This is a genomic window from Microbacterium sp. (assembly GCF_040394595.1).
In the GTDB taxonomy this organism is placed as follows: domain Bacteria; phylum Actinomycetota; class Actinomycetes; order Actinomycetales; family Microbacteriaceae; genus Microbacterium.
In genome coordinates, this window is sequence record NZ_JBEBSA010000016.1 from 1 (window position 1) to 25,957 (window position 25,957).

Annotated in this window: 25 protein-coding genes and 1 riboswitch; of the genes, 14 read left to right on the top strand and 11 right to left on the bottom strand. The window is 71.7% G+C overall.

Features of this window, described 5'->3' with window-relative positions; translation table 11 throughout:
• From ABWO84_RS13105 to ABWO84_RS13120, 4 genes are all read left to right on the top strand, one after another.
• The coding region (locus tag ABWO84_RS13105; protein WP_353115240.1) for a VOC family protein at positions 1 to 510 on the top strand (510 nt) is incomplete at its 5' end.
• Positions 511 to 520: 10 nt separating this feature from the next.
• On the top strand, positions 521 to 1,306 hold the full coding sequence (locus ABWO84_RS13110; protein ID WP_353115242.1) for a fumarylacetoacetate hydrolase family protein: 786 nt from the start codon (positions 521 to 523) through the stop codon (positions 1,304 to 1,306).
• The gene (locus ABWO84_RS13115) at positions 1,291 to 2,106 is read left to right on the top strand and encodes an HpcH/HpaI aldolase family protein (RefSeq protein WP_353115244.1); all 816 of its coding nucleotides are present in this window, start codon (positions 1,291 to 1,293) and stop codon (positions 2,104 to 2,106) included. The genes ABWO84_RS13110 and ABWO84_RS13115 overlap by 16 nt, the downstream gene beginning before the upstream one ends.
• 72 nt (positions 2,107 to 2,178) lie before the next feature.
• The gene (locus ABWO84_RS13120; RefSeq protein ID WP_353115246.1) at positions 2,179 to 3,405 is read left to right on the top strand and encodes an MFS transporter; all 1,227 of its coding nucleotides are present in this window, start codon (positions 2,179 to 2,181) and stop codon (positions 3,403 to 3,405) included.
• 15 nt (positions 3,406 to 3,420) lie between these two features.
• Here ABWO84_RS13120 and ABWO84_RS13125 read toward each other — a convergent pair whose 3' ends face one another.
• From ABWO84_RS13125 to ABWO84_RS13145, 5 genes are read right to left on the bottom strand one after another with little or no spacing between them, the layout of a single operon-like run.
• Positions 3,421 to 4,605: a serine hydrolase domain-containing protein gene (locus ABWO84_RS13125; RefSeq protein WP_353115248.1), complete on the bottom strand. Its 1,185-nt coding sequence runs from the start codon at positions 4,603 to 4,605 to the stop codon at positions 3,421 to 3,423.
• The gene (locus tag ABWO84_RS13130; protein ID WP_353115250.1) at positions 4,605 to 5,477 is read right to left on the bottom strand and encodes an ABC transporter ATP-binding protein; all 873 of its coding nucleotides are present in this window, start codon (positions 5,475 to 5,477) and stop codon (positions 4,605 to 4,607) included. The genes ABWO84_RS13125 and ABWO84_RS13130 overlap by 1 nt, the downstream gene beginning before the upstream one ends.
• Before the next feature lies 1 nt (position 5,478).
• A complete protein-coding gene (locus ABWO84_RS13135) occupies positions 5,479 to 7,233 on the bottom strand; it encodes an ATP-binding cassette domain-containing protein (RefSeq protein WP_353115252.1) in 1,755 nt (584 codons plus the stop codon).
• On the bottom strand, positions 7,230 to 8,171 hold the full coding sequence (locus ABWO84_RS13140) for an ABC transporter permease (protein WP_353115254.1): 942 nt from the start codon (positions 8,169 to 8,171) through the stop codon (positions 7,230 to 7,232). Before ABWO84_RS13140 ends, ABWO84_RS13135 begins: the two co-directional genes overlap by 4 nt.
• Before the next feature lie 3 nt (positions 8,172 to 8,174).
• Positions 8,175 to 9,737: an ABC transporter substrate-binding protein gene (locus ABWO84_RS13145; RefSeq protein ID WP_353115256.1), complete on the bottom strand. Its 1,563-nt coding sequence runs from the start codon at positions 9,735 to 9,737 to the stop codon at positions 8,175 to 8,177.
• A gap of 198 nt (positions 9,738 to 9,935) precedes the next feature.
• Between ABWO84_RS13145 and ABWO84_RS13150 the strand changes: the two genes are divergently transcribed.
• A complete protein-coding gene (locus ABWO84_RS13150) occupies positions 9,936 to 10,841 on the top strand; it encodes a PaaX family transcriptional regulator (RefSeq protein ID WP_353115258.1) in 906 nt (301 codons plus the stop codon).
• Positions 10,842 to 10,893: 52 nt separating this feature from the next.
• A complete protein-coding gene (locus ABWO84_RS13155; RefSeq protein WP_353115260.1) occupies positions 10,894 to 11,625 on the top strand; it encodes a DUF6882 domain-containing protein in 732 nt (243 codons plus the stop codon).
• Between the two features lie 9 nt (positions 11,626 to 11,634).
• On the opposite strand, the gene ABWO84_RS13160 is transcribed toward ABWO84_RS13155, so the two are convergent.
• Entirely contained in the window at positions 11,635 to 12,111 is a 477-nt protein-coding gene (locus ABWO84_RS13160; RefSeq protein WP_353115262.1) for a DUF4188 domain-containing protein, read from the bottom strand.
• A 67-nt stretch (positions 12,112 to 12,178) separates the two neighbouring features.
• Here ABWO84_RS13160 and ABWO84_RS13165 point away from each other — a divergent pair, with 67 nt between their 5' ends.
• Entirely contained in the window at positions 12,179 to 12,745 is a 567-nt protein-coding gene (locus ABWO84_RS13165) for a WHG domain-containing protein (protein ID WP_353115264.1), read from the top strand.
• A gap of 59 nt (positions 12,746 to 12,804) precedes the next feature.
• A complete protein-coding gene (locus ABWO84_RS13170; RefSeq protein ID WP_353115266.1) occupies positions 12,805 to 13,320 on the top strand; it encodes a hypothetical protein in 516 nt (171 codons plus the stop codon).
• A gap of 19 nt (positions 13,321 to 13,339) precedes the next feature.
• Here the strand turns inward: ABWO84_RS13170 and ABWO84_RS13175 are convergent, their stop codons facing one another.
• Together ABWO84_RS13175 and glyA are read right to left on the bottom strand one after the other, a co-directional pair.
• The gene (locus tag ABWO84_RS13175; RefSeq protein WP_353115268.1) at positions 13,340 to 14,218 is read right to left on the bottom strand and encodes a bifunctional methylenetetrahydrofolate dehydrogenase/methenyltetrahydrofolate cyclohydrolase; all 879 of its coding nucleotides are present in this window, start codon (positions 14,216 to 14,218) and stop codon (positions 13,340 to 13,342) included.
• Positions 14,219 to 14,330: 112 nt separating this feature from the next.
• Positions 14,331 to 15,605, bottom strand: coding sequence for a serine hydroxymethyltransferase (glyA, locus tag ABWO84_RS13180; protein ID WP_353115270.1), 1,275 nt, complete (start codon positions 15,603 to 15,605; stop codon positions 14,331 to 14,333).
• Positions 15,606 to 15,641: 36 nt separating this feature from the next.
• Positions 15,642 to 15,724: riboswitch (ZMP/ZTP riboswitch) on the bottom strand.
• Positions 15,725 to 15,788: 64 nt separating this feature from the next.
• Between glyA and ABWO84_RS13185 the strand changes: the two genes are divergently transcribed.
• From ABWO84_RS13185 to ABWO84_RS13210, 6 genes are all read left to right on the top strand, one after another.
• Entirely contained in the window at positions 15,789 to 17,303 is a 1,515-nt protein-coding gene (locus tag ABWO84_RS13185; RefSeq protein WP_353115272.1) for a beta-N-acetylhexosaminidase, read from the top strand.
• Positions 17,300 to 18,448, top strand: coding sequence for an N-acetylglucosamine-6-phosphate deacetylase (gene nagA / locus ABWO84_RS13190; protein WP_353115274.1), 1,149 nt, complete (start codon positions 17,300 to 17,302; stop codon positions 18,446 to 18,448). The genes ABWO84_RS13185 and nagA overlap by 4 nt, the downstream gene beginning before the upstream one ends.
• Positions 18,449 to 18,881: 433 nt before the next feature.
• Positions 18,882 to 20,777: a sigma-70 family RNA polymerase sigma factor gene (locus ABWO84_RS13195; RefSeq protein ID WP_353115276.1), complete on the top strand. Its 1,896-nt coding sequence runs from the start codon at positions 18,882 to 18,884 to the stop codon at positions 20,775 to 20,777.
• 32 nt (positions 20,778 to 20,809) lie between these two features.
• Positions 20,810 to 21,181, top strand: a complete 372-nt coding sequence (locus ABWO84_RS13200; protein ID WP_353115278.1) for a YrdB family protein — start codon at positions 20,810 to 20,812, stop codon at positions 21,179 to 21,181.
• A complete protein-coding gene (locus tag ABWO84_RS13205) occupies positions 21,178 to 22,542 on the top strand; it encodes an FAD-binding oxidoreductase (protein ID WP_353115280.1) in 1,365 nt (454 codons plus the stop codon). The genes ABWO84_RS13200 and ABWO84_RS13205 overlap by 4 nt, the downstream gene beginning before the upstream one ends.
• Positions 22,535 to 22,930, top strand: coding sequence for an NUDIX hydrolase (locus tag ABWO84_RS13210; protein WP_353115282.1), 396 nt, complete (start codon positions 22,535 to 22,537; stop codon positions 22,928 to 22,930). Before ABWO84_RS13205 ends, ABWO84_RS13210 begins: the two co-directional genes overlap by 8 nt.
• 21 nt (positions 22,931 to 22,951) lie before the next feature.
• Here ABWO84_RS13210 and nagB read toward each other — a convergent pair whose 3' ends face one another.
• Genes nagB through ABWO84_RS13225 form a run of 3 tightly spaced genes read right to left on the bottom strand, consistent with a single transcriptional unit; the run spans position 22,952 to position 25,894 of the window.
• Positions 22,952 to 23,731 carry a glucosamine-6-phosphate deaminase gene (nagB, locus tag ABWO84_RS13215; protein WP_353115284.1) on the bottom strand — a complete coding sequence of 260 codons (780 nt, stop codon included), beginning with the start codon at positions 23,729 to 23,731 and terminating at the stop codon, positions 22,952 to 22,954.
• A complete protein-coding gene (locus ABWO84_RS13220) occupies positions 23,724 to 24,695 on the bottom strand; it encodes an ROK family protein (RefSeq protein ID WP_353115286.1) in 972 nt (323 codons plus the stop codon). The genes nagB and ABWO84_RS13220 overlap by 8 nt, the downstream gene beginning before the upstream one ends.
• 11 nt (positions 24,696 to 24,706) lie before the next feature.
• Entirely contained in the window at positions 24,707 to 25,894 is a 1,188-nt protein-coding gene (locus tag ABWO84_RS13225; protein ID WP_353115288.1) for an ROK family transcriptional regulator, read from the bottom strand.
• Positions 25,895 to 25,957: the final 63 nt, after the last annotated feature.

Sequence of the window (25,957 nt, forward strand, 5' to 3'; positions counted from 1 at the left end):
TGGATGCGCCGCAAGCCCACCGTGCACGACACCGCCATGACCGGCGGCGACGGGCCGCGCATGCACCACGTCGCGTTCTCCACGCACGAGAAGCACAACATCCTGGCGATCTGCGACAAGCTGGGCGCCCTGCGCCGCTCCGACGCGATCGAGCGCGGGCCCGGCCGGCACGGCGTCTCGAACGCGTTCTACCTCTATCTGCGCGACCCCGACGGCCATCGCGTCGAGATCTACACGCAGGACTACTACACCGGAGACCCGGACAACCCGGTCATCACCTGGGACGTGCACGACAACCAGCGCCGCGACTGGTGGGGCAACCCGGTCGTCCCGTCCTGGTACACGGATGCGAGCCTCGTGCTCGACCTCGACGGCCACCCTCAGCCGGTCGTCGCCCGCACCGACAGCAGCGAGATGGCGGTGACGATCGGGGCCGACGGCTTCTCGTACACCCGCCGTCCCGAGACCGAGGGCCAGGAGACCGAGCACAAGCTCGGCAACCAGCTCTGAGGAGAAGCGGATGCTGACACCCGAGACCATCGCACGGCTCGCCGAGGAGCTCGCCGAGGCCGAGCGCACCCACGGCATGATCCCGCGGATCACCGCCCGGCACCCGGAGGCCACCGTCGAGGACTCCTACGCGATCCAGGGCGTCTGGCGCGACCGGCAGCTGGCCGCGGGCCGGAGGCTCTTCGGCCGCAAGATCGGGCTCACGTCGAAGGCGATGCAGCAGGCGACGGGGATCACCGAACCCGACTACGGCGTGATGTTCGACGACACGGTGTACCGTTCGGGGGCGGAGATCCCGTTCGACCACTTCTCCAACGTGCGCATCGAGGTGGAGCTGGCCTTCCTGCTCGCGAAGCCGCTGGAGGGGCCGGATGCGACGCTCGAGGACGCCCTCGACGCGATCGACTACGCGGTGCCGGCCCTCGAGGTGCTGAATTCGCACATCGAGCTGGAGGGACGGACGATCGTCGACACGATCAGCGACAACGCCGCCTACGGGGCGATCGTGCTCGGTGACGTCCGCCTGCGCCCCGACGAGATCGACCTGCGCTGGGTGCCCGGGGTGCTCAGCCGCAACGGGGAGATCGAGGAGACCGGGGTCGCCGCGGGCGTGCTCGGCCACCCCGCGACCGGCGTCGCCTGGCTCGCGAACAAGTTCCACCAGCACGGCGCGCGCCTCGAGGCCGGGGAGATCATCCTCGCCGGCTCGTTCACGCGACCGATGTGGGTGTCGCGCGGCGACGAGGTACTGTGCGACTACCGGGAGATGGGAACGATCGCATGCCGCTTCGTCTAGACGCGTCCTTCCGCGAACGGATCGCGGGAGCGGACCGTGCGCTGATCGGCATGTGGGCCTGCGCCGGCAGTCCCCTGGTCACCGAGGTGGCCGCGGGATCCGGGTTGGACTGGCTGCTGATCGACATGGAGCACTCCGCCAACTCCCTGGAATCGGTGCTGATCCAGCTGCAGGTCGCCGCGGCCTATCCGATCGCCCCGGTGGTCCGCGTCCCGTCGAACGACGTCGTCGCGATCAAGCAGGTTCTCGACCTCGGCGCGCAGAACGTCCTCGTGCCCATGGTGTCCTCGGCCGAGGAGGCCCGCGCGGCCGTGCGCGCCGTCCGGTACCCGCCGGAGGGCGTCCGCGGGGTGGGCAGCGCCCTGGCCCGCAGCGCCCGCTGGAACCGCGTGGACGGCTACCTGCACGACTCCGCGCGGCACACCTCCCTGACGGTGCAGATCGAGACCGCCGCCGCGGTGGACCGGGCGGCGGAGATCGCCGCGGTCGACGGCGTCGACGCGGTGTTCGTCGGCCCGAGCGACCTGTCGGCCTCGATGGGGCTGCTCGGGCAGCAGACCCACCCCGACGTGCTGTCCGCCGTCGGCCGGGTCTTCACCGCGGTCGAGGCGGCGGGCAAGCCGGTGGGCGTGAACGCCTTCGACCCGGCCGCCGCGGACGCCTACATCGCCCAGGGCGCGGGCTTCGTCGCGGTCGGCGCCGACGTCGCCCTGCTCGCCCGGGCCTCGGAGGCCCTCGCGGCACGCTTCATCCCGGCGCCCGGCGACGGAGAGGCATCCGGCGAGCGCGCCAGCTACTGACTTTCTTTCCGACTGGATCGACGTTCCCGCGGCGTGCCAGAATCATCGGATGCGGTCTCCCGGGCTCCTTCGATGATCCGCGGCCTCGCCGCGATGGCGGACCGCAACTTCCGGTGGTTCTTCCTCGCCCGCGCGATCACGCTGGTGACCGGATCGATGTCCTCGGTCGCCCTCGCCTTCGCGGTGCTCGAGATCGACAACGAGCCGACCAGCCTCTCCTTCGTGCTCGCCGCGTTCACGCTCTGCAACATCGTGTTCGTGCTCTTCGGCGGCGTCGTCGCCGACCGTCTGCCCCGCGCCCTGGTGATCCAGGTCTGCTACGTGGTCGACATCCTCTCGATCGGCGCGATCGCCTACCTGCTGTTCTCCGGCACGGCGTCGGTGCCGGCGCTGGTCGTGCTCGCCGGGGTGAACGGCGCGTCCACCGCGTTCGTGATGCCGGCGATGCAGGGCCTCATCCCGCAGCTGACCACCCCCGAGCATCTGCAGCAGGCCAACGCGATGCTGTCGTTCGTGCGGTCGGCGGTGACGATCGGAGGCCCGGTGATCGCCGGCCTGCTCGTGTCCACCGTCGGCCCGGCCTGGGCGATGGTGGTGCAGCTCTGCGGCTGGGCCGCGGCCATCCCGATCCTCGCGCTCGTGAAGCTCCCGCCGCCCTCGGGCACCGGGGAGTTCTCGCTGTTCGCCGACCTCCGGATCGGGTGGAAGGAGTTCTGGAGCCGCTCCTGGCTCTGGACGATCGTGCTGGCCTTCATGATCATGAACGCCATCCACGCCGGCGCCTGGGGGGTCGTGGGCCCGTACATCGCGAAGAACGACGACCGTCTCGGGATCACCGGCTGGGGCGGGGTGGTCGCCGCCGAGGGCGCGGGCGTGCTGCTGATGACGCTGATCCTCATGCGATATCCGCTGCGGCGCCCGCTCCGGCTCGGGATGATCGGGATGAGCGCCTTCGCGATCCCGCTCACCATCCTCGGCGTGCACCCCGCCGTCGTACTGCTGGGCATCGCGGCCTTCATCGCCGGAGCAGGCGCCGAGGTCTTCAGCACGGGGTGGAACCTGGCGATGATGGAGAACATCCCCGGCGACAAGCTCTCGCGGGTGTCGAGCTACGACATGCTGGGCAGCTTCGTGGTGATGCCCGTGGGCACGCTCGTCTACGGCTGGCTGATCACCCACGCCGATCCGGTCACGGTGCTGGTCACCTCCGGCGTCCTCTACGCGGTCGTCGCCCTCGCCGCGCTCACGGTGCCGAGCGTCTGGCGGATGGGCAGGCCCGAGGGCGCGATCCTCCGCTGACCGCGCCCCGCCGCCTCATCCCTGCCGATCGGACTGCAGGTTCGCCACGCAGCGCCGCACCGCCGTGGAGAGCTGCACGAACCGGCTGTCGCCCCCGCCCGGGTAGGACATCCGCTGCGGGATGTAGCCGAACGCGAGACGGTACATCGGATCGGCGTATCCGAGCGCCCCGCCCGCGCCGTCGTGCCCGAAGGCCAGGTGGCTGGCGAACGGGATCCGCGGCTGCGGCTTCATGAACACCACGCCGAAGGCCATCTCGTCGTGCAGGATCCTGTCGACCCCGTAGACCTGCTCCTGCGCCATCTCGGCCAGCGCCCGCTCCCCCACGACGGGCGCGATGCCGTCGATGCCCGTCGCCGCGGCCGCGTACACCGTGGCGAGCCCGCGGGCGTTGCCCACGCCGCCGACGGCCGCGGGCCCGGCGCGCCGGACGTCGGCCCGGTTCGGGATGAGGACGGGACCGTGGGCGTCGACGCCCGAGAACGCGGCGGACGAGAGCCCGTCCGCATCCCCGGGGATCGGCATGCTCTCCGCCTGCTGCGCGGGCGTGAGGATCACCGGCAGCTGGTCGCGGAACCGGGCGTCCTCGGCCTCGGGCAGTCCGAGGAAGAAGTCGAGACGGTACGGACGCCGGTAGGTCTCCGCGTAGAGCTCCTGCAGCGACGCGCCGTGCACGCGCCGGACCAGCTCCTCCATCAGCACGCCGATCGTCAGCGCGTGGTAGCCGAAGACCTTCCCGGGACGCCACGCCGGACGGACGGCCGCGAGCGCGGCGGCCAGCCCGCGGGAGTCGAGGTAGTCGTCGAGGGTGGTCCCGGGCGGCGCGAACAGGCCCGCCTGGTGGGAGAGCAGCTCGCGCACCAGGATGCCGTCCTTGCCGTGGGCGGCGAACTCCGGCCAGTAGCGGGTGACCCGCGCATCGAGGTCGAGCTCTCCGCTGTCGACGAGCGTCGCGATGCACAGCGCCGAGACCCCCTTCGACACCGAGAAGACGCCGGTGAGGGAGTCGGAGACCATGTCGGGCCCGCCCCACAGGTCGATCACCGGCCGGCCATGCCAGTACACGCACAGCTGCGCGCTGTAGGTCTCGTCCTCGAGGAGGAACCGGTCGAGGAGCGCCTTGACCGGCTCGAACCCTCCCTCGACGGCCCCCGAGGAGATCCGGTTCTCGGTGCTTCCGGCTGATTGCTGCATGGACATCAGGATGCCTCCTTCTCGCTCTCGCGCAGTCGGGTGAGGAGCTCGCGGCGCGCGACACGCCGTTCGCGTTGACGGACGGGGTCGGGCACCGGGGTCGCCCCCATCAGCGCCTGGGTGTAGAGGTCGCGCGGAGCGTCGCACACGGCGGCTGCGGCGCCCTCCTCGACGATCCGGCCGCCGCGCAGCACGGCGACCCGGTCGGCGAAGCCGCGCACCAGGGCGAGGTCGTGCGTGATGAAGAGGTAGGCGACGCCGAGGTTCTGCTGCAGCTCGCGCAGGAGCTCGAGCACCTGCACCTGGGTGGAGACGTCGAGCGCGCTGGTCGGCTCGTCGCAGATGATCACCGCGGGGTCGACCGACACCGCGCGGGCGATCGCGATGCGCTGGCGCTGCCCTCCGGAGAAGCTCCCCGGGTAGCGGTCGGCGGCATCCGCGGGGAGGCCCACCCGGGACAGGAGGTCCCGCACCACGCGACGCGCCTCGGCCCGCGGCATCCCGCCGCCCGCCTCGAGCGGTTCGCTGAGGATGTCGCCGATGCGCAACGACGGGTTGAGCGAGCCGTACGGATCCTGGAACACCACCTGCAGCTCCCGGGCGAAGGCGGCGCGGCGGCGCACGGGGATCGCGGTGATATCCCGTCCGCCGAGCTCGATCCGCCCGGCCGCCGCGGGCACCAGCCCGAGGATCGCCTTGCCGATCGTGGACTTGCCGCTGCCGGACTCTCCGACGAGCGCCAGCGTCTCCCCCGTCGCGATCCGGAAGCCGACGTCGTCGATCACGCGCACCGGACCGCGGCGGCGCCCTCCCGGGTACTCGACGCGGAGGCCGGTGACGGCGAGCGCCGTCGGGCGCCCCTGCTGCTCCTCGGTCATCTCATGCCCCTTCGCCCGGCGCGGAGGCCCGCACGGTCTGGAAGTCGGGCGTCGCTGCGAGCAGCCGACGCGTGTAGTCGTGCCGGGGAGCCGCGAACAGCTCCTCGGCGGGCGCGTCCTCCACGATCCGCCCGGACCGCATCACGCAGACCCGGTCGCAGATGTCCGCGACGACGCCCAGGTCGTGCGTCACGAGCACGATCGCCAGCCCGCGCTCGTCGCGCAGCTCGCGCAGCAGGTCGAGGATCTCCGCCTGCACCGTCACGTCGAGCGCGGTGGTCGGCTCGTCGGCGATGAGCGCCTTGGGCTGCCCTGCGAGGGCGAGCGCGATCACCACGCGCTGCGCCATGCCGCCGGAGAGCTGGAACGCGTAGCGCCGGAGCAGGGCCTCGGGCTCGGGGAGGTGCACCCTTCGCAGCAGGTCGAGCGAGCGGTCCCGCACCGCGGACGACGACAGCCCCCGGTGGTGCCGCCGGATCACCTCGCCCAGCAGGCTGCCGACCGTGAACGACGGATCGAGGCTCACCATCGGCTCCTGCGAGACGTAGGCGATCTCGCTGCCGCGGATCTTCGCGAGCTCGCGGTCGGAGGCGCCGAGCAGGTCCCTCCCGCCCACCTGCAGACGCGAGGCGACGACCTCGGCCTGACCGGGGAGGAGGCCGAGGAGCGCAAGCGCGGTGACGGTCTTCCCGCTGCCCGACTCGCCGACCAGGCCGACGATCTCGCCGCGCGCGACGGTGAGCGAGACCCCGTCGACCGAGACGGCCGCCGCGCCGCCGAAGCGGACGGACAGGTCGGTGATCGAGAGGGCGGCCTCGGGCGCGTCCACGGGGAGCGCGCCGGCTCCGGCGCGGCGCCGCGAGCGCCCGCCACCCCGAGCGGAGGCCTTGCGGCTGTCGGCGATGATGTCGCGGGAGGCGTCGCCGAGCAGACCGAGGGCGAGGATGAGGATCGCCACGATCCCGCCCGACGGCACGAGCAGCCAGGGGAACTGGTCGATGACCTGGGCCGCCTCGCCGATCATCCCTCCCCAGGAGGGCGCGGGCGGCGGGACGCCGAGGTCGAGGAAGCCGAGACCGGCCTGGATCGTCAGCGCCGCGCCGGCGAACAGGGCGAGCTGCACCACCACCGGCCCGATCAGGCCCGGCAGGATGTGGCGGCCGAGGATCCGGACGTCGCCGAGGCCGGCGACGCGCGCCGCGGTGACGTACAGCTCGCCGCGGATGCCGAGCGTCGCGGCCCGCACGACACGGACGAGCCCTCCTGCGGAGAGCAGGCCCAGCGCGATCATCGAGGCGGGGAGGCTGCGGCTGAACATCGCGAGCACGGCGAGGATGATCACGATCGACGGCAGCGACATCACGATGTCGACGATCGCGGAGATCACCCGATCGGTCCACCCCCCGAGGTAGCCCGCCACGATGCCGAGGAGCACGCCGACCACGAGCCACACCAGGACCGCGACGACCACACCCCACAGGGCGCTCTGGCCGCCGTGCAGGATGCGGGAGAGCACGTCGCGACCGAGGGTGTCGGTGCCGAGCGGATGGGCGGCGGAGGGCATCCCCATCACGTCGGCGAGGTCTTGGTGCAGCGGGTCGTAGGGCGAGATGACGCCGGCGAGCAGGCTGGCGAGCACGCTGATCAGGATGACGGCCAGCGAGACGACGCCGACGGGATGACGCAGCAGGCGCCCGGCGAAGCCTCGCCGCGCCGCGGCCGGCGCGGCGAGGGGGGTGTCGATGACGTCGGTCATGATGCTCGCAGTCTCGGGTTGATCCAGGCGTAGGTGAGGTCGACGACGAGGTTGACGATCACCACGATGACGGTGAAGGCGAGGGCGACGCCCTGGATGACGGGGATGTCGTGCTGCGCCGTGGCGTTGACGACGAGACTGCCCAGCCCGGGGAGGGCGAACACGTTCTCGACGAACACGCTGCCGGAGAGCGCGCCGACGAAGGCGACGCCCAGCACGGTGACGAGCGTGACCCCGGAGTTGCGCAGCGCGTGCTTCCAGAGCAGCGAGCCGCGCGGCACGCCGCAGGCGCGGAGGGTGCGGATGTAGTCGCTCTCCATCGCGCCAGCCACGCCGTCGCGGGCGACCTTCGCCACGTTCGCGAGCCCGCCGATCGCGAGCGCCGTGACCGGCAGCACGAGCGAGGTCGCCCAGCCGTTGAGCGAGACGTCGATCGGCACGTAGCCGACCGCCGGGAACAGCGGGATCGTCACCGCGAACAGCGAGACGAGCACGAGCGCGATCCAGAAGTTCGGCAGCGCGAGCCCCAGCAGGGAGATCACGTCGACGATCCGCGACACCCATCCGCCGGCGGCGACGCTGGCCATCCCCAGCGCGATGCCGACGACGGCGACGACCAGGAGCGAGAGCACCAGCAGCGAGAGCGTCACCGGCAGCCGCGCCGCGAGGCTGTGCGCGACCGGCTCGTGGTTGAAGAGCGACGATCCCAGATCGCCCTGCAGCAGGCGCGCCATGTACGCGCCGTACTGCACGAGCACCGGCTGGTCGGTGTGCAGCTCCCGCCGCAGCGCCTCGTACTGCTCCGGAGTGCCGTTCGGCCCGAGGATCGCCCTGGCCGGGTCGCCCGGGATGAGCGACTGCACCAGGAAGGTGACGAGCGAGACGACGAGGATCAGCGGGATGCTGATGGCGAGGCGCCGCAGGACGATCCCCCACACGGCTCAGCGGCTCCAGTAGATGACGTTGTTGATCTCGCCGGTCTTCTGCAGCGCCACTCCCTTGAGATCGGCCACGTGGTAGTAGATCGTGTCGACCTTCGCCACCGGGATCGAGACCGCGTTCTCGACCAGGATCCTCTCGACCGCCTGCGCCGTCGCGTCGCGATCGTCGACCGACGCCTCGGAGTACTTCTGGAACGCGGCGTCGAGACCGGGGGCGACGTGCCCGAACGGGTTGACCTGCGAGCCCGCCAGCCACACCTGCTTGGTGTTCGCGAACTGGCTCTGGCCGCCCCACTGCAGCGACCACAGCGAGTTCTCCTTGCTGGTCAGCATGGTGATGAGCTCGGTGATGTTCGCGGCGCCGTGCAGCTCCGCCTTGATGCCGATCTCGGACAGCTGCGACGCCATCGCCTGGACCACCTTCGCGGTCTGCGGCTCGTAGGTGGGGTAGGCCCAGGTCACGGTGAAGCCGTCGGGGTAGCCGGCATCGGCGAGCAAGGAGCGCGCCTTGGCGAGATCGAGGTCGTAAGTGCCCTCGAGCTTCTCGTCGAAGGCGTCGAACCCGGGGTCGTTGGGCTGCTGCACGGGGCTGGCGAACTCCCCGAACACCGCCTTCGCGATGGCGGCGCGGTCGATCGCGTAGTTCATCGCCTGGCGCACCTCGACCTTGCCGAGCGCGGGCGTGACCTCGCCCGCGGTGTCGAGCACGAAGGCCCCCGTCCAGGAGCTCGGCGCGTTGAGCACGGTGAGACCGGCGTCGCGAGCGGACTTCACCGTCGTGCTGTCGCCGGCGACGGCGTCGATCTGGCCGGTCTTCATCGCCTGGATGGCCGAGGAGGGGTTTGTGACGACCTTGACGACCACCTTGTCGAAGTGGATGCCCTTCTGGTCGTAGTAGTTCTTGTTCGGGACGAACGTGTAGTGGTCCCCGCTCAGGGACTGGTCGGAGTCGAGCACGTAGGCGCCGGCGCCGAACGTCTTGGTGCCGAGCGCATCGGGCGAGGCCAGACCTGCGGGGCTGATGATGTTGCCGCCGAGGAATCGCGTGGACACGAGGTCGGCGATGACGGGGTTGGCGACCGACGACGTGATGGTCACGCCCTTCGCACCGTCCGCGGCGGCGGAGAGGGTGGAGAACGCGGCGGCGGCGGGGCCGGTCGCGTTCTTGGCGAAGTAGTTCAGTGAGGCGGCGACCGCGGCGCCGTCGAGCGGGGTGCCGTCGGCGAACTTCAGGCCGTCGCGGAGCGTGAGGCTGAACGTGGTGTTCCCCTCGCCCTCGTATCCCCACTTCTCGGCGAGCCCCGGCACCAGGGCCCCCTCGGAGTCGATCTGGATGAGCGGCGCGTAGGCGAGCTGCTGGTACACCGCGTCCGAGCCGTTCCCGGAGGCCGCGGGGTTGAGAGTGCTCGGCGCGCTCACGCTGGTGACGTTGAGGACGCCCCGCTCCTTCGGTGAGCCCGACGATCCGGTCGCGCCGGGACCGGCGCAGGCAGCCAGTCCGAGTGTCGCGATCGCCGCAACGGCGACGGCCGCTCCCAGACGGCGACCAAGGTTTCGGGTCACCCCGGTCATTCCCCTCATCGGGCTCTCCTCACTTCTCTGTGCGATCCCGCGCTGTCGGATCAGCGCCGATCTCGATAGGATGCAGTGAACGTAGCACGCGCAATTAGAAGTGTCAACGATTTGGGATCCGCGACCCGCGACTCGGGTCGGCAGACATTAGGCTCGTTCGCGACGCCCGGCAGAGGAGGAAGGCGACCGGTGACCTACTACCACCACATCGGCCTGTTCCCCGCCGACATGGAGCCGCGCGACCAGGTGGTCAGCCCGCGGCAGCTGTGCCTCGAACTGCTCGCCGCCTACGCGTCCGACCGCGACCCGGTCCCCTCGCGCGGCCTCGTCGATGCGCTCGAGGACTTCGACGTCAGCCTCAGCGCCGCCCGCGCCGCGATCACGCGTCTCGCCCGGCGCGGCCTGCTGCGCGTCGAGCGGAGCGGCCGCAACACGTCTTACGCCGTGGTGCCCGAAGTGCTCGAGGGCATCGCCGGGATGGACCGCGCGACCAGGGAGTTCGGCCTCGCGGAACGCGCCTGGGACGGCACCTGGGCCCTCGCGGTGTTCAACCTCGGCGGGCCCGCCAGCGCCCAGGCGTACAAGATGCGCAACACGCTCCGCTGGCTGGGCTTCGGCCCCCTCCGCGACGGCGTCTGGATCTCGCCGCACGCCGAGCTGTCCGCCGGCATCCCGAGCCTCGAGGAGTCGTCGGCCGACGGCGAGCTGCTGCTGTTCCGGGCGCAGGCCGAGTACGGCCGGGTCGACCTCGAGCGCGCCTTCCCCCTGCGCCGCATCCGCGAGGACTACGAGGCCTTCATCGAGCGCTGCCGCGATCTCCACTACCGTCTGCGCGCCGGAGAGGTCAGCGACCACGAGGCCCTCGTGCAGCGCACCGACCTGATCTCGGTCTGGCGGCGGTTCCCGGTGATCGATCCCGATCTGCCGGCGTCGCTGCTGCCGAGCAGCTGGCCGCGGCGACGGGCGCGGGAGATGTTCGAGACCGTCGACCAGGCCCTCCGCGCCCCCGCCACGCGCCGGGCACGGCGCCTGCTGTGGCGCGAGGACGCGGACGCCGAGGCCGCCGCGACGGGCGCCGTCGCACTCGCCCGCTGAACGCGCGGCCCGGTGGCATCCGATTCACAGCAAGCGCCGCCAGGATGGTGCGATGACCTTCGATGACCTGCCGCCGCTGGCCGATCGCGCCGCGCTGTTCTCCGCACTCCGTCAGGACCAGCTGGTGGCCGCCGTCGACGCCCTCGGCGAGCACCGCTGGGACGCCGACCTCGAGGCGGGGACCATCACGTTCTCCGCATCCGCCGACCCGTCGCGGCGGGTCGTCGCGGGCGCCGAGCTCATTGCCTCGATCGCGCCGGGACCGCGCACGGTCCTCTGGGCCTGGGCGCACCCGCGCGGCAGGGCCGGAGGCGCGGCCGCCCGGCTCCGCGACTACGGCACGCAGCACGGCCTCCGCGCGCTGATCGAGGACGAGACCCCCTTCCCCGCCGATGCGGGACCCGATCTGGACGCCTGGATCGGGGACGCCGCGCACACGATCGGACGCCTGACGGCCGAGATCACCGGCCACGCCCCCTATTTCGCAGCCCCGCTCGGCGGCGGCGCGCGGGCGGTCTTCGTGCTCGACGGCATCGTGCCGCCGCTCACCGTCACGGACGCGTTGACGGTGCTCCCCCGCATCCTGGCGTCGACGACGATGACCGATCCGCGCACCTCGGTGTGGGATCTCGCGCGCCTCGCCGCCTGGGACATGCAGTGGACCGACGAGTCCTACGGCGGTGCCGTGCTGCGCGACGCGACCGGCTCGGCGACCTTCCGCTTCGACGATCAGGCCCGCATCTCCGGCGTGCAGGGGCTGCTCGGCGGGACGCCGCAGGCCTGATGTCGCCCGTCAGCGCCCCAGTCGCTGACGGGCGGTGTTGCGTCCTGCGGTGACCGGTGCGTGCGACGTCGCCGCGGCCAGGCCGAAAGCGGGCATGTCCACATAGACGGCCTCGAGCTCGGAGGCCGGCACCTGGTAGGTCTCGTGCCACACGCCGACGCTGCCGCTCCCCTGCGCCGTGCGCATGAACTCGCGCCAGGCGGCGAGGTGCGGGGCGTCGCGGTCGGCGGCGAAGCGCTGCAGGTGCTCGGGACTCTCCCAGTACGAGAGCAGCAGCGTCGTCCGGCCGAACCAGCTGTGGCTGCCCAGCATGCCCGCCTCGGGGTGCTGGGCGAGATGCCGCAGCATCGGCGGCATCCTTCGGGCCGTGCGCCAGACGCGGGCGAGCTGCCACCAGCGGTTGGCGCGCATCCCGATCAGGAACACGGTGACGTCCCGGCGCTCGACCGAGGCGGTGTAGCGGCCGGGGAACACATCGGCGGTCATGTCTGCTCCTCATGGAACGATGTTATGTAACGACGTTATGGAACAACGTTACGATACGATTGGCCGCATGGCAAGACCCATCACCCATGACGAGGGCGTGCGCGAGAGACTGCTCGAGGCCGCCGCCGAGCTCGTCGACCGCGACGGACCGGAGCGCGTCGCCCTGCGCGAGATCGCCGCCGCCGCCGACACGTCCACCTCCGCGGTCTACACGCTCTTCGGAGGGAAGGCGGGGCTCCTCGCGGCGGTCGTGGAGGACGCCTTCCGCTCCTTCGGGCGGGCGCAGGCCGAGGCTGAGCCGCGCGGTCTCCGGGCGCTCGGGCTCGCCTATCGCGAATGGGCCCTGCGTCACCCCGCCCGCTATCGGCTGATGTTCGGGGGATCGCTCGCCGGGGTCGAGGACGGCATCGACGAGGAGTGCACCATCGGCGCGCTCCTCCCCCTCGCCCGCACGCTCACCGGAAAGACCGATGTCCGCAGCGCCGAGGACTTCCGCGATGCGATGGCGGTCTGGGCGCACGTCCACGGCGCGGTCAGCCTGGAGTTCGCCGCGGTCGCGCCCCCGGCCGCCTCGCCCGACGAGGTCTACGAGACCGTGCTCGACGCGGTGCTGCGCGCCTACCCCGGCCGCTGAGCCCGGCCCCGCCGGGCTCAGACCTATCGCCGCCCGCCCGTTCGTGACACCCTTGGCGCATGAAGAACATCGTCGTGAGGTTCGCGTCCCTCTACGTCTTCAACGTGGTCGTCCTGCTGGTCATCGGCTGGCTGACGCCCGCCCGGGTGGGCTGGCACGCCCTGTGGGCGTCGGTGATCCTCACGGTCGTCACCCTGCTGATCAAACCGCTGCTGACCCGTGTCGCAGACTCACTGTCCCGGGGCGCCGCGAAGGCGATGCAGTACGTCGCGGTCTTCGTCGTCGAGTTCGTGATCTGGCTCCTCACCGTCTGGTTCAGCGGCATCACCGCCGGCAACGTCTTCGGCTGGCTGCTGCCCCCGGTCCTCCTGCTGATCGCCTGGGTGGTCTACGACCAGGTCGACGATGCCATCGGACGCAAGGCGGGAGAGCTCTACGACGCGGCGTCCACCCGGCTCTCCGGCGCGCAGCCCACGCCCACGCCCACGCCCGAGTCCTCTGCGACCCGCGCGGGCCGCGACGAGCTGAAGGACGGGCTGACGCCCGAGCAGCGCCGCATGCTCGACGACCTCTGAGCGGAGCGCGCCGAGAGCCTCAGCCGAGGCGCTCGGCGGCCTCCACCACGTTGGTCATCAGCAGTGCCACGGTCATCGGCCCCACGCCGCCCGGGTTCGGCGAGAGCCAGCCGGCGACCTCCGCGACCGCCGGATCGACGTCCCCGAAGACCTTCGGCTTCCCGGTCGCGGGGTCGTCCTCGCGGGTGACGCCGACGTCGAGCACCGCCGCTCCCGGCTTCACGTCCTCGGCACGGACGAGGTGCTTGACCCCTGCGGCGGCGACGATCACGTCCGCTTCGCGCAGGTACTTCGGCATGTCCACCGTGCCGGTGTGGGTGAGCGTCACCGTGGCGTTGAGCTCGCGGCGGGTGAGCAGCAGGCCGATCGAGCGGCCGATCGTCACGCCGCGGCCCACGACGACCACGTGCTTGCCCTTGAGGTCGTAGTCGTTGCGCAGCAGCAGCTCGATCACGCCGCGGGGTGTGCACGGCAGCGGGGTGTCGATCGGTCCGTTGACGTTCAGCACCAGACGCCCGAGGTTGGTGGGGTGCAGGCCGTCGGCGTCCTTGGCCGGATCGATCCGCTCGAGGATCGCATCGGTGTCGATGTGCTTCGGCAGCGGGAGCTGCACGATGTATCCGTGGCAGTCCGGGTCGGCGTTGAGCTCATCGATCAGCGCCTCCACCTGCTCCTGCGTGGCATCGGCGGGAAGCTCGCGCTGGATCGAGTTCATCCCGATCGCCTCGGACTGCCGGTGCTTCATCCCCACGTAGAGCTGGGATGCGGGGTCGGCGCCCACCAGCACGGTCGCGATGCCCGGGACGATGCCACGCGCCTTCAGCGCCGCGACCCGCTCGGTGAGCTCCGCCTTGATCGCCGCTGCCGCGGCCTTGCCGTCGAGGATCTTCGCGGTCATGTCGGGACCTTTCGTGTGGTGGTGCGCGTGGGCGATTCGTCTCGTCGCCCCGCCCGCCCGACGACACGGGGGTCCCGTGTCGTCGAGCGAGGAGCGGAGCGGGGTGAGCGCCTTACTGCTGCAGGTTCGGGTACAGCGGGAACTCCGCGGCGAGGGCATCGACCCGGGCGCGCAGCGCCTCGACGTCGGCGCCCGGCTGCAGCGCGAGAGCGATCACGTCGGCGACCTCGGTGAACTCGGCGTCGCCGAAGCCGCGGGTCGCGAGGGCCGGGGTGCCGATGCGCAGGCCCGAGGTCACCATCGGCGGACGCGGGTCGTTCGGCACCGCGTTGCGGTTCACCGTGATGTGGATGTCGTGCAGGAGGTCTTCGGCCTGCTTGCCGTCGATCTCCGCGTCACGCAGGTCGACAAGCACGAGGTGCACGTCGGTGCCGCCGGAGCGCACGGCGATGCCGGCGTCCTTCACGTCCTGCCGGGAGAGGCGGTCGGCGATGATCGCGGCGCCGCGCAGCACTCGCTCCTGACGCTCCTTGAACTCCGGGGTGCCCGCGATCTTGAACGCGGTCGCCTTCGCGGCGATCACGTGCATGAGCGGTCCGCCCTGCTGACCCGGGAACACCGCGGAGTTGATCTTCTTCGCGATCTCGGCGTCGTTCGTGAGGATGAAGCCGGAGCGCGGCCCGCCGATGGTCTTGTGCACGGTGGACGAGACGACGTGCGCGTGCGGCACCGGGTTCGGGTGCAGGCCCGCGGCGACCAGGCCGGCGAAGTGCGCCATGTCCACCCAGAGGAGGGCGCCCACCTCGTCGGCGATCTCGCGGAAGGCCGCGAAGTCGAGCGTGCGCGGGTATGCCGACCAGCCCGCGATGATCACCTTCGGCTTGTGCTCGACGGCGAGGCGGCGCACCTCGTCCATGTCGATCGTCGAGGTCTCGGGGTTCACCCCGTAGGCGACGATGTCGTAGAGGCGGCCGGAGAAGTTGATCTTCATGCCGTGGGTCAGGTGGCCGCCCTGATCGAGCGAGAGGCCGAGCAGGGTGTCACCGGGGCGGGCGATCGCGTGGAGCACGGCGGCGTTCGCGGTCGCACCGGAGTGCGGCTGGACGTTGGCGAACTCGGCGCCGAACAACGACTTGGCGCGGGCGATCGCGAGCTCCTCGGCGACGTCGACCTCTTCGCAGCCGCCGTAGTAGCGACGTCCCGGATAGCCCTCGGCGTACTTGTTGGTGAGCACCGACCCCTGGGACTGCAGCACCGAGACCGGCACGAAGTTCTCGGAGGCGATCATCTCGAGGAAGGTCTGCTGACGCTTCAGCTCTCGATCGAGCACCTCGGCGATCTCGGGGTCGACCTCGGCCAGCGGCGCATCGAAGAAACGGTCGGTCATGGCGTGCTCCTGTTCTCACGGGGAAAGGGGATGTTCCTCATCGGCCCAGGCGCGCGGTCGATTCCCATGAGGTCGCTCCCCGGTGGTGACCCACCCAGACGCCAGTCGCGACGCCTCCGAGCATAGCGGATGCGACGCCGATCGACGCTTGGGTCGGCGCCGGCTTCCGGGTAGGTTTTGTTCATGGTCTTGCCACTTCGCCTGCCCCTGGTCCCCTGGCCCCTCTCCGCCACCGCCGGCGATGGGCGGATGCCGCTCACCGGCGCCGTCCGCGTGATCGGGGGCGGTGCGGCGGCCGACGTGCTCGCGGCCGAGCTGCGACGCCGCACCGGCATCGAGGCATCGCGCGCCGACGAGACGCCCCGCCCCGGCGACATCGTGCTCCGCGTGGAGCCCGGGGAGCGGGCGGAGTCGTACACGCTCGCGGTCGGCGACACGGCCGAGGTCGTCGGCGCCGACGACGCCGGCCTCTTCTACGGCGTCCAGACGCTGCTCCAGCTCGTGCGCGAGGACGCCGAGGGGTGGGGGATCCTGCGCGCCGAGGTCGAGGACGCCCCGCGCTTCGCGTACCGCGGCGTCATGCTCGACGTGGCGCGGCACTTCTTCGGCGTCGACGACGTCACGGCGTTCATCGACCGCGCGAGCGCGTTGAAGCTCAACCACCTGCATCTGCATCTCAGCGACGACCAGGGATGGCGCGTGCAGATCGAAGCCTGGCCGCTGCTCACCGAACGCGCGGCATCGACCTCGGCCCTGGGCGACCCCGGCGGCTTCTACACCAAGGACGACTACCGCGAGATCGTGGCCTACGCGGCGTCGCGCCACATGACGCTCGTCCCCGAGATCGACCTGCCCGGGCACACCCACGCGATCGGCGTCGCCTACCCCGGGCTGGTCGAGCAGCCCGTGATGAACGATGCGCTGATCGCCGACTCCGAGCGCCTCGGACAGCCGCTCCCGGTCGGCGGCGAGCCCTACCTGGGCTGGGGCGTCGGCCACTCCAGCGTGCGCATCGGCGAAGAGGGCACCTATGACTTCGTGCGGGACGTCGTGCGGGAGCTGGCGGACATGACGCCCGGCCCGTACCTCCACATCGGCGGAGACGAGTCGCTCGGCACCGCACAGGCCGACTTCGATCACTTCGTCGAGCGCGCGACCGCGATCGTCGCCGAGGAGGGCAGGACCCCGGTGGCCTGGCACGAGGTGGGCTCGGCGGCCGGCATCGCCGAGGGCACCATCGGCCAGTACTGGGGCAGCACGACCCCGCAGGGCACGCACGCCGAGGAGGCGGCGCGCTTCGTCGAGCGCGGCGGCGCCCTGATCATGTCCCCCTCGAACGTCTCCTATCTCGACATGAAGTACGACGCCGGCTACCCGCTCGGTCTCAGCTGGGCCGCCCTCATCGACGTGCGGAGCGGCTACGAGTGGGAGCCGACGGCCGTGGCCCCGGTACCGGACGAGGCGATCCTGGGGGTGGAGGCGCCGATGTGGACCGAGACCACGCGCACGCTCGCCGAGGTCGACGGACTGGTCTTCCCGCGCATCGCCGGACACGCCGAGGTCGCCTGGTCGCCGGCGGAGGGCGAGGAGCGCGTCTGGGAGTCGTATCGTGAACGGGTCGGCGCACTCGCGCCGCTGTGGCGGGCCGCCGGCATCGGCTTCCATCCCGCCGCCGAGATCGATTGGAGCGCGCGATGAGCTCGCTGGTGATCCACTCCGCACGTCTCGTGGACGACGGCGCGATCGTCGAGGACGCCTGGGTCCGGATCGAGGACGGCGTCGTCGCCGAGGTCGGCACGGGCGCCGGGCGGCCGGACGCCGACGAGGCGGTCGACGCGGCGGACCTCGCCGGCCCGGGCGCGGTGCTCACCGCGGGGTTCGTGGACATCCACGGCCACGGGGGCGGGGGCGCGGCCTTCGACGACGGGGCCGACGCGATCCGCGCCGCCCGCGCACTGCACCGCGACCACGGCACCACCCGCGCGATCGTCTCCCTCGTGACCGCCTCGGTCGACGACCTTGCGGCCAGGGTCGCCGCGATCGCCGATCTGATGGAGACGGACGACGACATCCTCGGCTCCCATCTGGAGGGTCCGTTCCTCGACCCCGGCCACAAGGGCGCCCACGATCCCGCGCTGCTGCGCGAGCCGGTCGCCGCCGAGCTGGAGCGTCTTCTCGCCGCGGGGAGGGGGACCGTGCGCCAGGTCACCCTCGCGCCCGAGCTGCCCGGCGGCCTCGACGCCGTGCGTCTGGTCGTCGCCTCCGGGGCGGCGGCGGCGATCGGCCACACCGATGCCGACGACGACACCGTCCGCGCCGCGTTCGACGCCGGCGCGACGATCCTCACGCATGCCTTCAACGCGATGCACGGCATCCACCACCGCGATCCCGGTCCTGTGCTCACCGCTGCAGCCGACCACCGCGTGACGCTCGAGGCGATCGCGGACAACATCCACCTGCATCCGCACATCATCAAGCTCGTCTTCGACGAGGCGCCGGGCCGCGTCGCGCTGATCACCGACGCGATGGCGGCGGCGGGCTCGGACGACGGCGACTACATCCTCGGATCCCTGCACGTCACGGTGCTCGACGGCGTCGCCAGGGTCGACTCGGGCTCGATCGCCGGATCGACGCTCACCCAGGACGTCGCGCTGCGCAACGCCGTCTCCGCGGGGGTCGCCCTCCCGGACGCCGTCCGCGCGCTCACCCAGACGCCGGCCGCGGCGATCGGCTTCGGCGAGCGGCTCGGACGCCTGCGGCCGGGGATGCCCGGAGACGCCGTGCTGCTGACCTCCGACCTGGAGGTCGTACGCGTCTGGACCGGCACCGCCGTGCGGCGCTGAGAGAACGGCCCCGGAAAGGTGGGAGGCCGCCGCGCTCCCCAGCGCGGCGGCCTCATAGTTTCCCCCAGTGAGCGGATGGACTCGGGGTCTCCTCCCCCGAGGAACCCGAGTCCATCCGAACCGGTGTCGTTTACCCCAGCACCGGTGCCTTCCTGCGCCGCCCCCCGGTGGCGCTCTCAAGCTGGCTCACCTGAAGAGACGACGTCCTCACGGATTCATTACGCGGATCCCGAACTTTTTTCTGGGAGCGCTCCCAAGAGATCCTGCGAGTTCTCCATCGGGCTGGCCAGATCGGCGATTTCAGGAGAGAATGGCCCAGGCGCGTGATGAACATCCGATTCACGCGTCTCTTCATGGGGAGCGGTATTCCGCTTCCGACCAGAGGGAGCGAGCGATCACGGGGAATCTCCTCGCCCTGTGAACGGAGAAGAACGTGCACGAACAGACCGGCGAACAGCCCGCCGACTCCGACCTCGTCCTGCGCACCCGCTCGGGTGACGCGGCGGCGTTCGGGGAGCTCTGGCGGCGCCACTACCCGTCCGGGATGACGGTCGCCCGTTCCATCACCTCCTCGATCGATCCGGACGACCTGGTGCAGGAGGCCTACGCCCGTATCTACCAGGCGATCCTCAAGGGCGGCGGCCCCAACGGCTCGTTCCGCGCCTACCTGTTCACCAGCATCCGCAACACCGCGGCGGCCTGGGGACGCTCGCGCCGGGAGACGGCCATCGACGAGCTCGATGCCGTCGCCGATCCCGCCAGCACCGACGAGGCGGCCAACGAGGCCCTCGACCGCGGCCTCACCGCCCAGGCCTTCCGCAGCCTGCCGTCCCGCTGGCAGGAGGTGCTCTGGTACTCCGAGATCGAGCAGATGAAGCCTGCCGAGATCGGCCCCCTGCTCGGCATGAAGGCCGGAGCCGTCTCCCAGCTCGCGTTCCGTGCTCGCGAGGGCCTGCGCGAGGCATGGATCCAGGCGCACCTGCGCAACGCCGCCGCCGGCTCGGACTGCCAGTGGAGCATCGAGCACCTCGGCGCCTACTCCCGCGGCAATCTCGGCACCCGCGACCGGGTGCGCCTCGAGGACCATCTCAAGGACTGCGCCCGCTGCATGATCGTCGCCGCCGAGGCGAAGGACGTGTCCAACCGGCTCGCGCTCGTGCTGCTCCCCCTCGTGCTCGGCGTCACCGGCGCCACCGGCTACCTCGCCTCTCTGCAGGGCGGCGGTACGCCTCTCGCCGCTCTCGCGGCGATGCCCTCCAGCGTTGTCGACGGCGCGGTCGTCGTCACCGCTGCGACCGCTCCGGCGGTCGGCGCCGCCGCTGCCTCGGGCTCGGGCGCCTCGGGTGCCGGGGCGAGCGCCGGAGGCGGCGGCTCCATGGGCGGTGGGGCCCTCACCGGCATCGGCGCGCTCGTCGGCGCCGGCTCCGCGGCACTCGTCGTCGCCGGTGTCGTCGCCGCCGTCGCGGTGGTGCCCGGGATGATCAACGCCTCCCCCGCGACCTCGCAGCCGAACGCCGGCGAAGGCGGCTCGAGCTCGATCGCCTCCGAGGTGGCGCCGTCGTCGTCGATCGGCGATCAGGACGGCGTCATGGTCATCGAGGTGGACGAGAAGAAGCCCGTCGTCCCCGAGGAGCCGAAGCAGGAGACGCCGGCGCCCCCCGCTCCTGAGACCGCTCAGAAGCCGAAGCCCACCGATCCGCCGGTCACGCCGAAGCCCACCGATCCCGGAACGGACCCGGGCGATGGGGGAACCGATCCCGGCAACGGCGGAACCGACCCGGGAACCGATCCCGGAACAGACCCGGGAACGGACCCAGGCACCGACCCCGGAACCGATCCGGGCACCGATCCCGGAACAGACCCGGGCACAGACCCGGGAACAGACCCCGGCACAGATCCGGGCACCGACCCCGGAACAGACCCGGGAACAGACCCCGGCACCGACCCGGGAACCGACCCCGGCACAAACCCGGGCAACGGCGGAACAGACCCCGGCAACGGCGGAACCGACCCCGGCAACGGCGGAACCGACCCCGGCAACACTGACGTGGCGATCACCTGGAGCGCCGCGCGCATCTGGATCGACGACCAGTTCCGCACCCACTACTCGATCCCGGTGAAGGGCACCCCCGGCGCCGTCGTCGAGGTGTGGATGGACGGCAACCCGGCCCGCGGCGACCGCATCACGCTCGACGCATCGGGCTCGGGCACCGCCGACATCCGTCCGAACGCGATGCAGCTGCTGCGCAACGCCACCGTCACCTTCCGCTACGAGGGCGGCGAGTGGACCGGCACGACCAAGCTGTGGTCCCTGGGCATCGCCGGCTGATCCGCACCCCGGACCACGAATAGACTGGGGGCATGCCCCAGGAGACCGCCGCCGTACCGGGCGTGAACCGGCCGAACATCACGCCGCTCGACATCATCCGGGCGATCGTGCTCATCGTCGCCCTCATCACGCTCGCTCTGTGGGGCTTCGGCACCTGGGCGCTCCCGTGGAACGTGATCATCGGCATCGGCCTCCCGGTCGCCGTGCTGCTGGTCTGGGCGCTCTTCCTCTCCCCCAGACCGGTGCTGCGCCTGCACCCGTTCCTCCGCGCGATCGTGGAGGTGCTCATCTACGTCGGCGTCACGCTCGCCTGGTGGGCGATGGGGCTCGGCTGGACGGGTGCGATGTTCGGCGTCGTCGCCGTGGCCGCCGGGGTGATGGCGGGACGTCGCGCGCTGCGATGACCGTGCTCGAGAGGCTGCGCGAGGCGCTCGGCGACATCGTCGACGCCTCGCCGGAGAGCCTCGAGGCCGCGCGGGCCGATCGCTCAGGCCACGCCGCGGAGGGCCGTCCGCTCGCCGTGGTCCATGCCCGCAGCGTCGAGGACGTGCAGCGGACGATGCGGATCGCCTCCGAGACCGTCACCCCGGTGGTCGTCCGCGGCGCCGGGACCGGTCTTGCGGGCGGGGCGAACGCGGGATCGGGCGAGATCGTGCTCTCCACGGCCGCGATGACCCGCATCGTGGAGATCCGCCCGGAAGACCTCCTCGCCGTCGTCGAGCCCGGGATCCTCAACGGCGTGCTCGGCGCCCGTCTCGCCGAGCACGGCGTCTGGTGGGCGCCCGACCCCGCCAGCCGCGACATCTCGACCGTCGGCGGCAACATCGCCACCGGCGCAGGCGGACTGCTGTGCGCCAAGTACGGCGTGGTGCGCGACGCGGTACTGGCCGTGGACCTCGTGCTCGCCGACGGACGGCTGATGCGCCTCGGACATCGCAGCGTGAAGGGCGTGACGGGACTCGACCTCACGTCGCTCGTGATCGGGTCCGAGGGAACCCTGGGCGTGATCGTGGGCGCGACCCTGAAGCTGCGCCCTCTCGTGGCCGGCGAGACCTGCACCCTCACCGCGTCCTTTCCCGGTGTCCGGGCCGCGGCGGAGGCCTCAGCGGCGGTGACCGCCGCGGGCGTCCAGCCGGCGATCATGGAGCTGATGGACGCGTCGAGCCTGGCCGCCGTCCATGCCCTGCTCGGCATGGACCCGCCGGAGCCGGGCCGGGCCCAGCTGACCGTCCAGACCGACGGCACCGGGGCCCGCGCGGAGATCGAGCTCATCGCCGGTGTGCTGGGCGCCGCCGGGGGCGAGGTCGCGTGGAGCGCCGACCCGGAGGAGGGAGAGCGCCTGCTGCGCTTCCGCCGCTCGATCCACCCGGCCCTCGCGGCCCTCGGCACGACGCTGATCGAGGACGTCTCGGTGCCGCGGAGCCGGATGCCGGAGATGTTCGACGAGATCGCCCGGATCGAGCGCGAGACGGGCATCCCGATCCCCACCGTCGCCCACGCCGGCGACGGCAACCTGCATCCGAACTTCCTGTTCGACGGGCCCGACGTCCCCGATGCGATCTGGGCGGCGGCGAGCGACCTGTTCCGCTCCGCGATCCGGCTCGGAGGCACCCTCACCGGGGAGCACGGCATCGGCACGCTCAAGAGCCGCTGGCTGTCCGAGGAACTCGGCGACGACCAGTGGGAGCTCCAGCGCCGGATCGTGCGCGTGTTCGATCCGCAGGGCATCCTCAACCCCGGAAAGGTGTTCTCCTCCCATGCCTGACATCCACGTGAGCGCTGCCGTCATCACCGACCGGGACGGCCGCGCGCTGCTCGTCCGCAAGAGCGGCACGGAGCGGTTCATGCAGCCCGGGGGCAAGCCCGAGGCCGGGGAGAGCGCGGCGCAGGCCCTCGTGCGGGAACTGCACGAGGAGCTCGGCCTGGTCGTCGGCGAGGATGCGCTGCGGCCGCTCGGGACCTTCGTCTCGGCGGCCGCGAACGAGCCCGGCCATCGCGTGGTGGCGACGGCGTTCGCGATGACCGCCGAGCCCGAGGACGTGCAGGTGCAGGCCGAGCTCGCCGAGCTGCGCTGGCTCGCCCCCTCCGAACGCGGCGAGGTGCTCCTGGCGCCCCTCAGCGAGGAGCACCTCCTGCCCATCGCCTGGGGCTGACGGGCAGGAGGGCCGAAGCGGTCAGATGCCCTGCCAGGCCGGCTTGTTCTCGTAGGTGTAGCGGTAGTAGTCGGCGAGCTTCAGCCGCGACGCCGCCGCCGCGTCGACCACGACGGTCGCGTGCTCGTGCAACTGGATCGCCGAAGCCGGGAGGATGGCCGAGATCGGCCCCTCGACCGCGCTCGCGATCGCCTCGGCCTTGCCCTCCCCGAAGGCGAGGAGCACGAGGTGCCGCGCCCGCAGGATGGTGCCGAGACCTTGCGTGATGCAGTGCCGCGGCACCTGGTCGATCGAGTCGAAGAAGCGGGCGTTGTCCTCGCGGGTCTGCTCGGTCAGTGTCTTGACCCGCGTGCGGGAGGCGAACGACGACCCCGGCTCGTTGAAGCCGATGTGCCCGTCGGTGCCGATGCCCAGGATCTGCACGTCGACACCGCCCGCGGCCTCGATCGCCTCCTCGTAGTCGGCACCGGCGTGCTGGATGGTCGCCTCGGCGCCGTTGGGCACGTGGATGCGCTCGGGATCGAGCCCGAGCGGCTCGACGACCTCCCGGGTGATCACCGAACGGTAGCTCTCCGGGTGGGCCGGGTCGAGGCCGACGTACTCGTCGAGGGCGAAGCCCCGCACCTGTGACAGGTCGCGGCCGGCGACGCGCTCGGCGAGGGCGCGGTAGACGCCCAGCGGCGTGGACCCCGTGGCGAGGCCCAGCACGGCGTCGGCCTTCCGGTCGAGCAGTCGGACGATCTCATCGGCGACCAGGGCGCCCGCGGCAGCGGCGTTCTCGACGATGATGACTTCAGCCATGTGCGGCGGTCTCCTTCTCGGGGGTGGGGTGGTCTGCGGCGGCGTGATCGCCGAGCAGTGCGGCGCCGATCGCCGCCACCGGCGAGCCCGCCGGCAGCAGCTCGATTCTCTCATCCAGCCGCAGCGACCGCATGAACGGTGACGTCGCCGCATCCTCCCGGATCGCGGCGAGCAGGTCGGTGTAGAGACGGACGCCGAGGGCGGTCAGCCCGCCTCCGATCATCACGCGCTCGACGTCGACCGAGAGCACGAGCAGTCGCACCGCGGCCGCCGCACCGCGGGCGAGGTCCCTCCGCAGCGCGAGCGCCTGCGGGTCGCCCGTCTCTGCGGCATCGAAGATGTCGCGCACCGGAAGGGCGCCGGGGCGTCCCCAGGCCTTCGCGAGCGCTCCGCCGCCGCAGAGCGTCTCCACGCAGCCGCGCTGGCCGCAGCCGCAGATCCTGCCGTGCGGGTCGACCGAGACGTGTCCCACCTCACCCGCCGTTCCGTGGGCCCCGCGCCAGATGCGCCCACCGACGACGATGCCGGCGGCGACGCCCGTGCCGAGGTTGAGATAGGCCATCGAGGCGCCGTCGTGCCGCAGGGAGGCCGCGCCGAGCGCGGCCGCCTTGACGTCGTTCTCGACGGCGAACCGCGCGCCGATCGCGCTCTGCGCCCGCGCGGCGATGTCGAGCGAGTCGACCCCGAGGTTGACCGCATGGAGCACGCGCCCCGTGCCGTTCTCGATCATCCCGGGGATGCCGACGCCGACCGACTCGATGTCGCCGATCGCGAAGCCCCCCTCGTCGGCGAGCGCGGAGACGGCCTCGAGGATGCCCTGCACCACCGCATCGGGCCCGAAGCCGGTGGGACGCCGCAGACGTCCCAGGAGCGCTCCGTCGGGCGCGAGGGCGACCGCGTCGGTCTTGGTCCCGCCGACGTCCAGGCCCACTCGAACGGACCGGCCCGCCGGGCCGGTGAACACTGCCGCCATCGTCAGGAGACCCCCAGCTGCCCGGACAGCACCATGACGGCGGCTCCACGGAGCACGATGTCCTGCTGATGCGTCAGCCGGATGTCCACATCGTCGAAGATGCCCTCCAGGGTGCGCTCCCGCAGCGTCTCGATCGCCGCCTCGATGAAAGGGCCGCCGAGCAGGTCCGGCGGGGCGGAGAGCACGATGTCGGAGAGGTCGAGGGCGGCGACGATGGGCGCGATGCCGATCGCCATCCGCGTGCCCGCGTCGCGGAGCACCTCGTCCCTGGCATCCGGGTTCTCCGCGATCGCGGCGGTCAGACGGGTGACGCTCAGCCAGGCCTCGAGGCAGCCCTCCTTGCCGCAGGCGCAGCGCGGGCCGCCGTCGGTGCCGACCACGACGTGGCCGATCTCGCCCGCGGCGAACCTGCTGCCCAGCAGCGGCTGGCTGCCGGTGATCAGGCCGGCGCCGACGCCCCGCCCGATCTTGATGAGCATGAAGTCGCTCAGCGCCTCGCCGAAGGTGTACTCCGCGAGCACCGCGGCGTTGGCGTCGTTGCGGGCGATGACCGGCAGGTCGAGGTCGGCGGCGAGTCGCGCCTCGAGCGGCAGGTCGACCCATCCGAGGTTGGGAGAGCTGAGCACCACGCCGTCGGGGCGGACGACGCCCGGGGTGGCGATGCCGACGCCGAGCAGCGGGCGGTTCGACGCCGCGATCACGTCGCGGGCGAGCTGCAGCACGGCGGCGTAGACGGCCTCGCCGTCCTCACCGCCGGGGCGCGGGGTCTCCCGGCGCTCCAGGACGTCGCCGTCGAGGCTCAGCACGGCGCCCTCGAACGCGGTCGGCCCCGAGAGGTCGATGCCGATGATCTGGTGCCCCGCCCGGTCGATGTCGATGAGGATCGGGGGCTTCCCGGGACCCGTGGCCTCGCGCACCCCCATCTCGATGACGATGCCGTCGGCGATGAACTCCGCGACGAGGTCGGAGATCGTCACGCGGGTGAGCCCCGTCTCCCTGGACAGGTCCGCCCGGCTCATCGCGCCGGCGTGGTAGAGCGTCTGCAGCACGAGCGCGCGGTTGTGCCCGCGCGCGTGCTCCGGGAGCACCTTCGAGCGCGAACGCAGACGTCGCACCGCCCCGAAGGCATGACTCTGACCGTCGACGTACTCGATGGACGCCGACGCACGCAGATCATCCGATTCGGACATATTTGTTAGTAGACCTTACGAACAGAGTTTGCGCAACCCCGGCTCCCGCACTGCAACCCAGGG

Bases quoted from the DNA above. Each gene is read 5' to 3' on its own strand.
- ABWO84_RS13110 (WP_353115242.1), top strand. From the start codon at position 521: ATGCTGACACCCGAGACCATCGCACGGCTCGCCGAGGAGCTCGCCGAG.
- ABWO84_RS13115 (WP_353115244.1), top strand. From the start codon at position 1,291: ATGCCGCTTCGTCTAGACGCGTCCTTCCGCGAACGGATCGCGGGAGCG.
- ABWO84_RS13120 (WP_353115246.1), top strand. From the start codon at position 2,179: ATGATCCGCGGCCTCGCCGCGATGGCGGACCGCAACTTCCGGTGGTTC.
- ABWO84_RS13125 (WP_353115248.1), bottom strand. From the start codon at position 4,605: ATGTCCATGCAGCAATCAGCCGGAAGCACCGAGAACCGGATCTCCTCG.
- ABWO84_RS13130 (WP_353115250.1), bottom strand. From the start codon at position 5,477: ATGACCGAGGAGCAGCAGGGGCGCCCGACGGCGCTCGCCGTCACCGGC.
- ABWO84_RS13135 (WP_353115252.1), bottom strand. From the start codon at position 7,233: ATGACCGACGTCATCGACACCCCCCTCGCCGCGCCGGCCGCGGCGCGG.
- ABWO84_RS13155 (WP_353115260.1), top strand. From the start codon at position 10,894: ATGACCTTCGATGACCTGCCGCCGCTGGCCGATCGCGCCGCGCTGTTC.
- ABWO84_RS13160 (WP_353115262.1), bottom strand. From the start codon at position 12,111: ATGACCGCCGATGTGTTCCCCGGCCGCTACACCGCCTCGGTCGAGCGC.
- ABWO84_RS13165 (WP_353115264.1), top strand. From the start codon at position 12,179: ATGGCAAGACCCATCACCCATGACGAGGGCGTGCGCGAGAGACTGCTC.
- ABWO84_RS13170 (WP_353115266.1), top strand. From the start codon at position 12,805: ATGAAGAACATCGTCGTGAGGTTCGCGTCCCTCTACGTCTTCAACGTG.
- ABWO84_RS13175 (WP_353115268.1), bottom strand. From the start codon at position 14,218: ATGACCGCGAAGATCCTCGACGGCAAGGCCGCGGCAGCGGCGATCAAG.
- glyA (WP_353115270.1), bottom strand. From the start codon at position 15,605: ATGACCGACCGTTTCTTCGATGCGCCGCTGGCCGAGGTCGACCCCGAG.
- ABWO84_RS13185 (WP_353115272.1), top strand. From the start codon at position 15,789: ATGGTCTTGCCACTTCGCCTGCCCCTGGTCCCCTGGCCCCTCTCCGCC.
- nagA (WP_353115274.1), top strand. From the start codon at position 17,300: ATGAGCTCGCTGGTGATCCACTCCGCACGTCTCGTGGACGACGGCGCG.
- ABWO84_RS13200 (WP_353115278.1), top strand. From the start codon at position 20,810: ATGCCCCAGGAGACCGCCGCCGTACCGGGCGTGAACCGGCCGAACATC.
- ABWO84_RS13205 (WP_353115280.1), top strand. From the start codon at position 21,178: ATGACCGTGCTCGAGAGGCTGCGCGAGGCGCTCGGCGACATCGTCGAC.
- ABWO84_RS13210 (WP_353115282.1), top strand. From the start codon at position 22,535: ATGCCTGACATCCACGTGAGCGCTGCCGTCATCACCGACCGGGACGGC.
- nagB (WP_353115284.1), bottom strand. From the start codon at position 23,731: ATGGCTGAAGTCATCATCGTCGAGAACGCCGCTGCCGCGGGCGCCCTG.
- ABWO84_RS13225 (WP_353115288.1), bottom strand. From the start codon at position 25,894: ATGTCCGAATCGGATGATCTGCGTGCGTCGGCGTCCATCGAGTACGTC.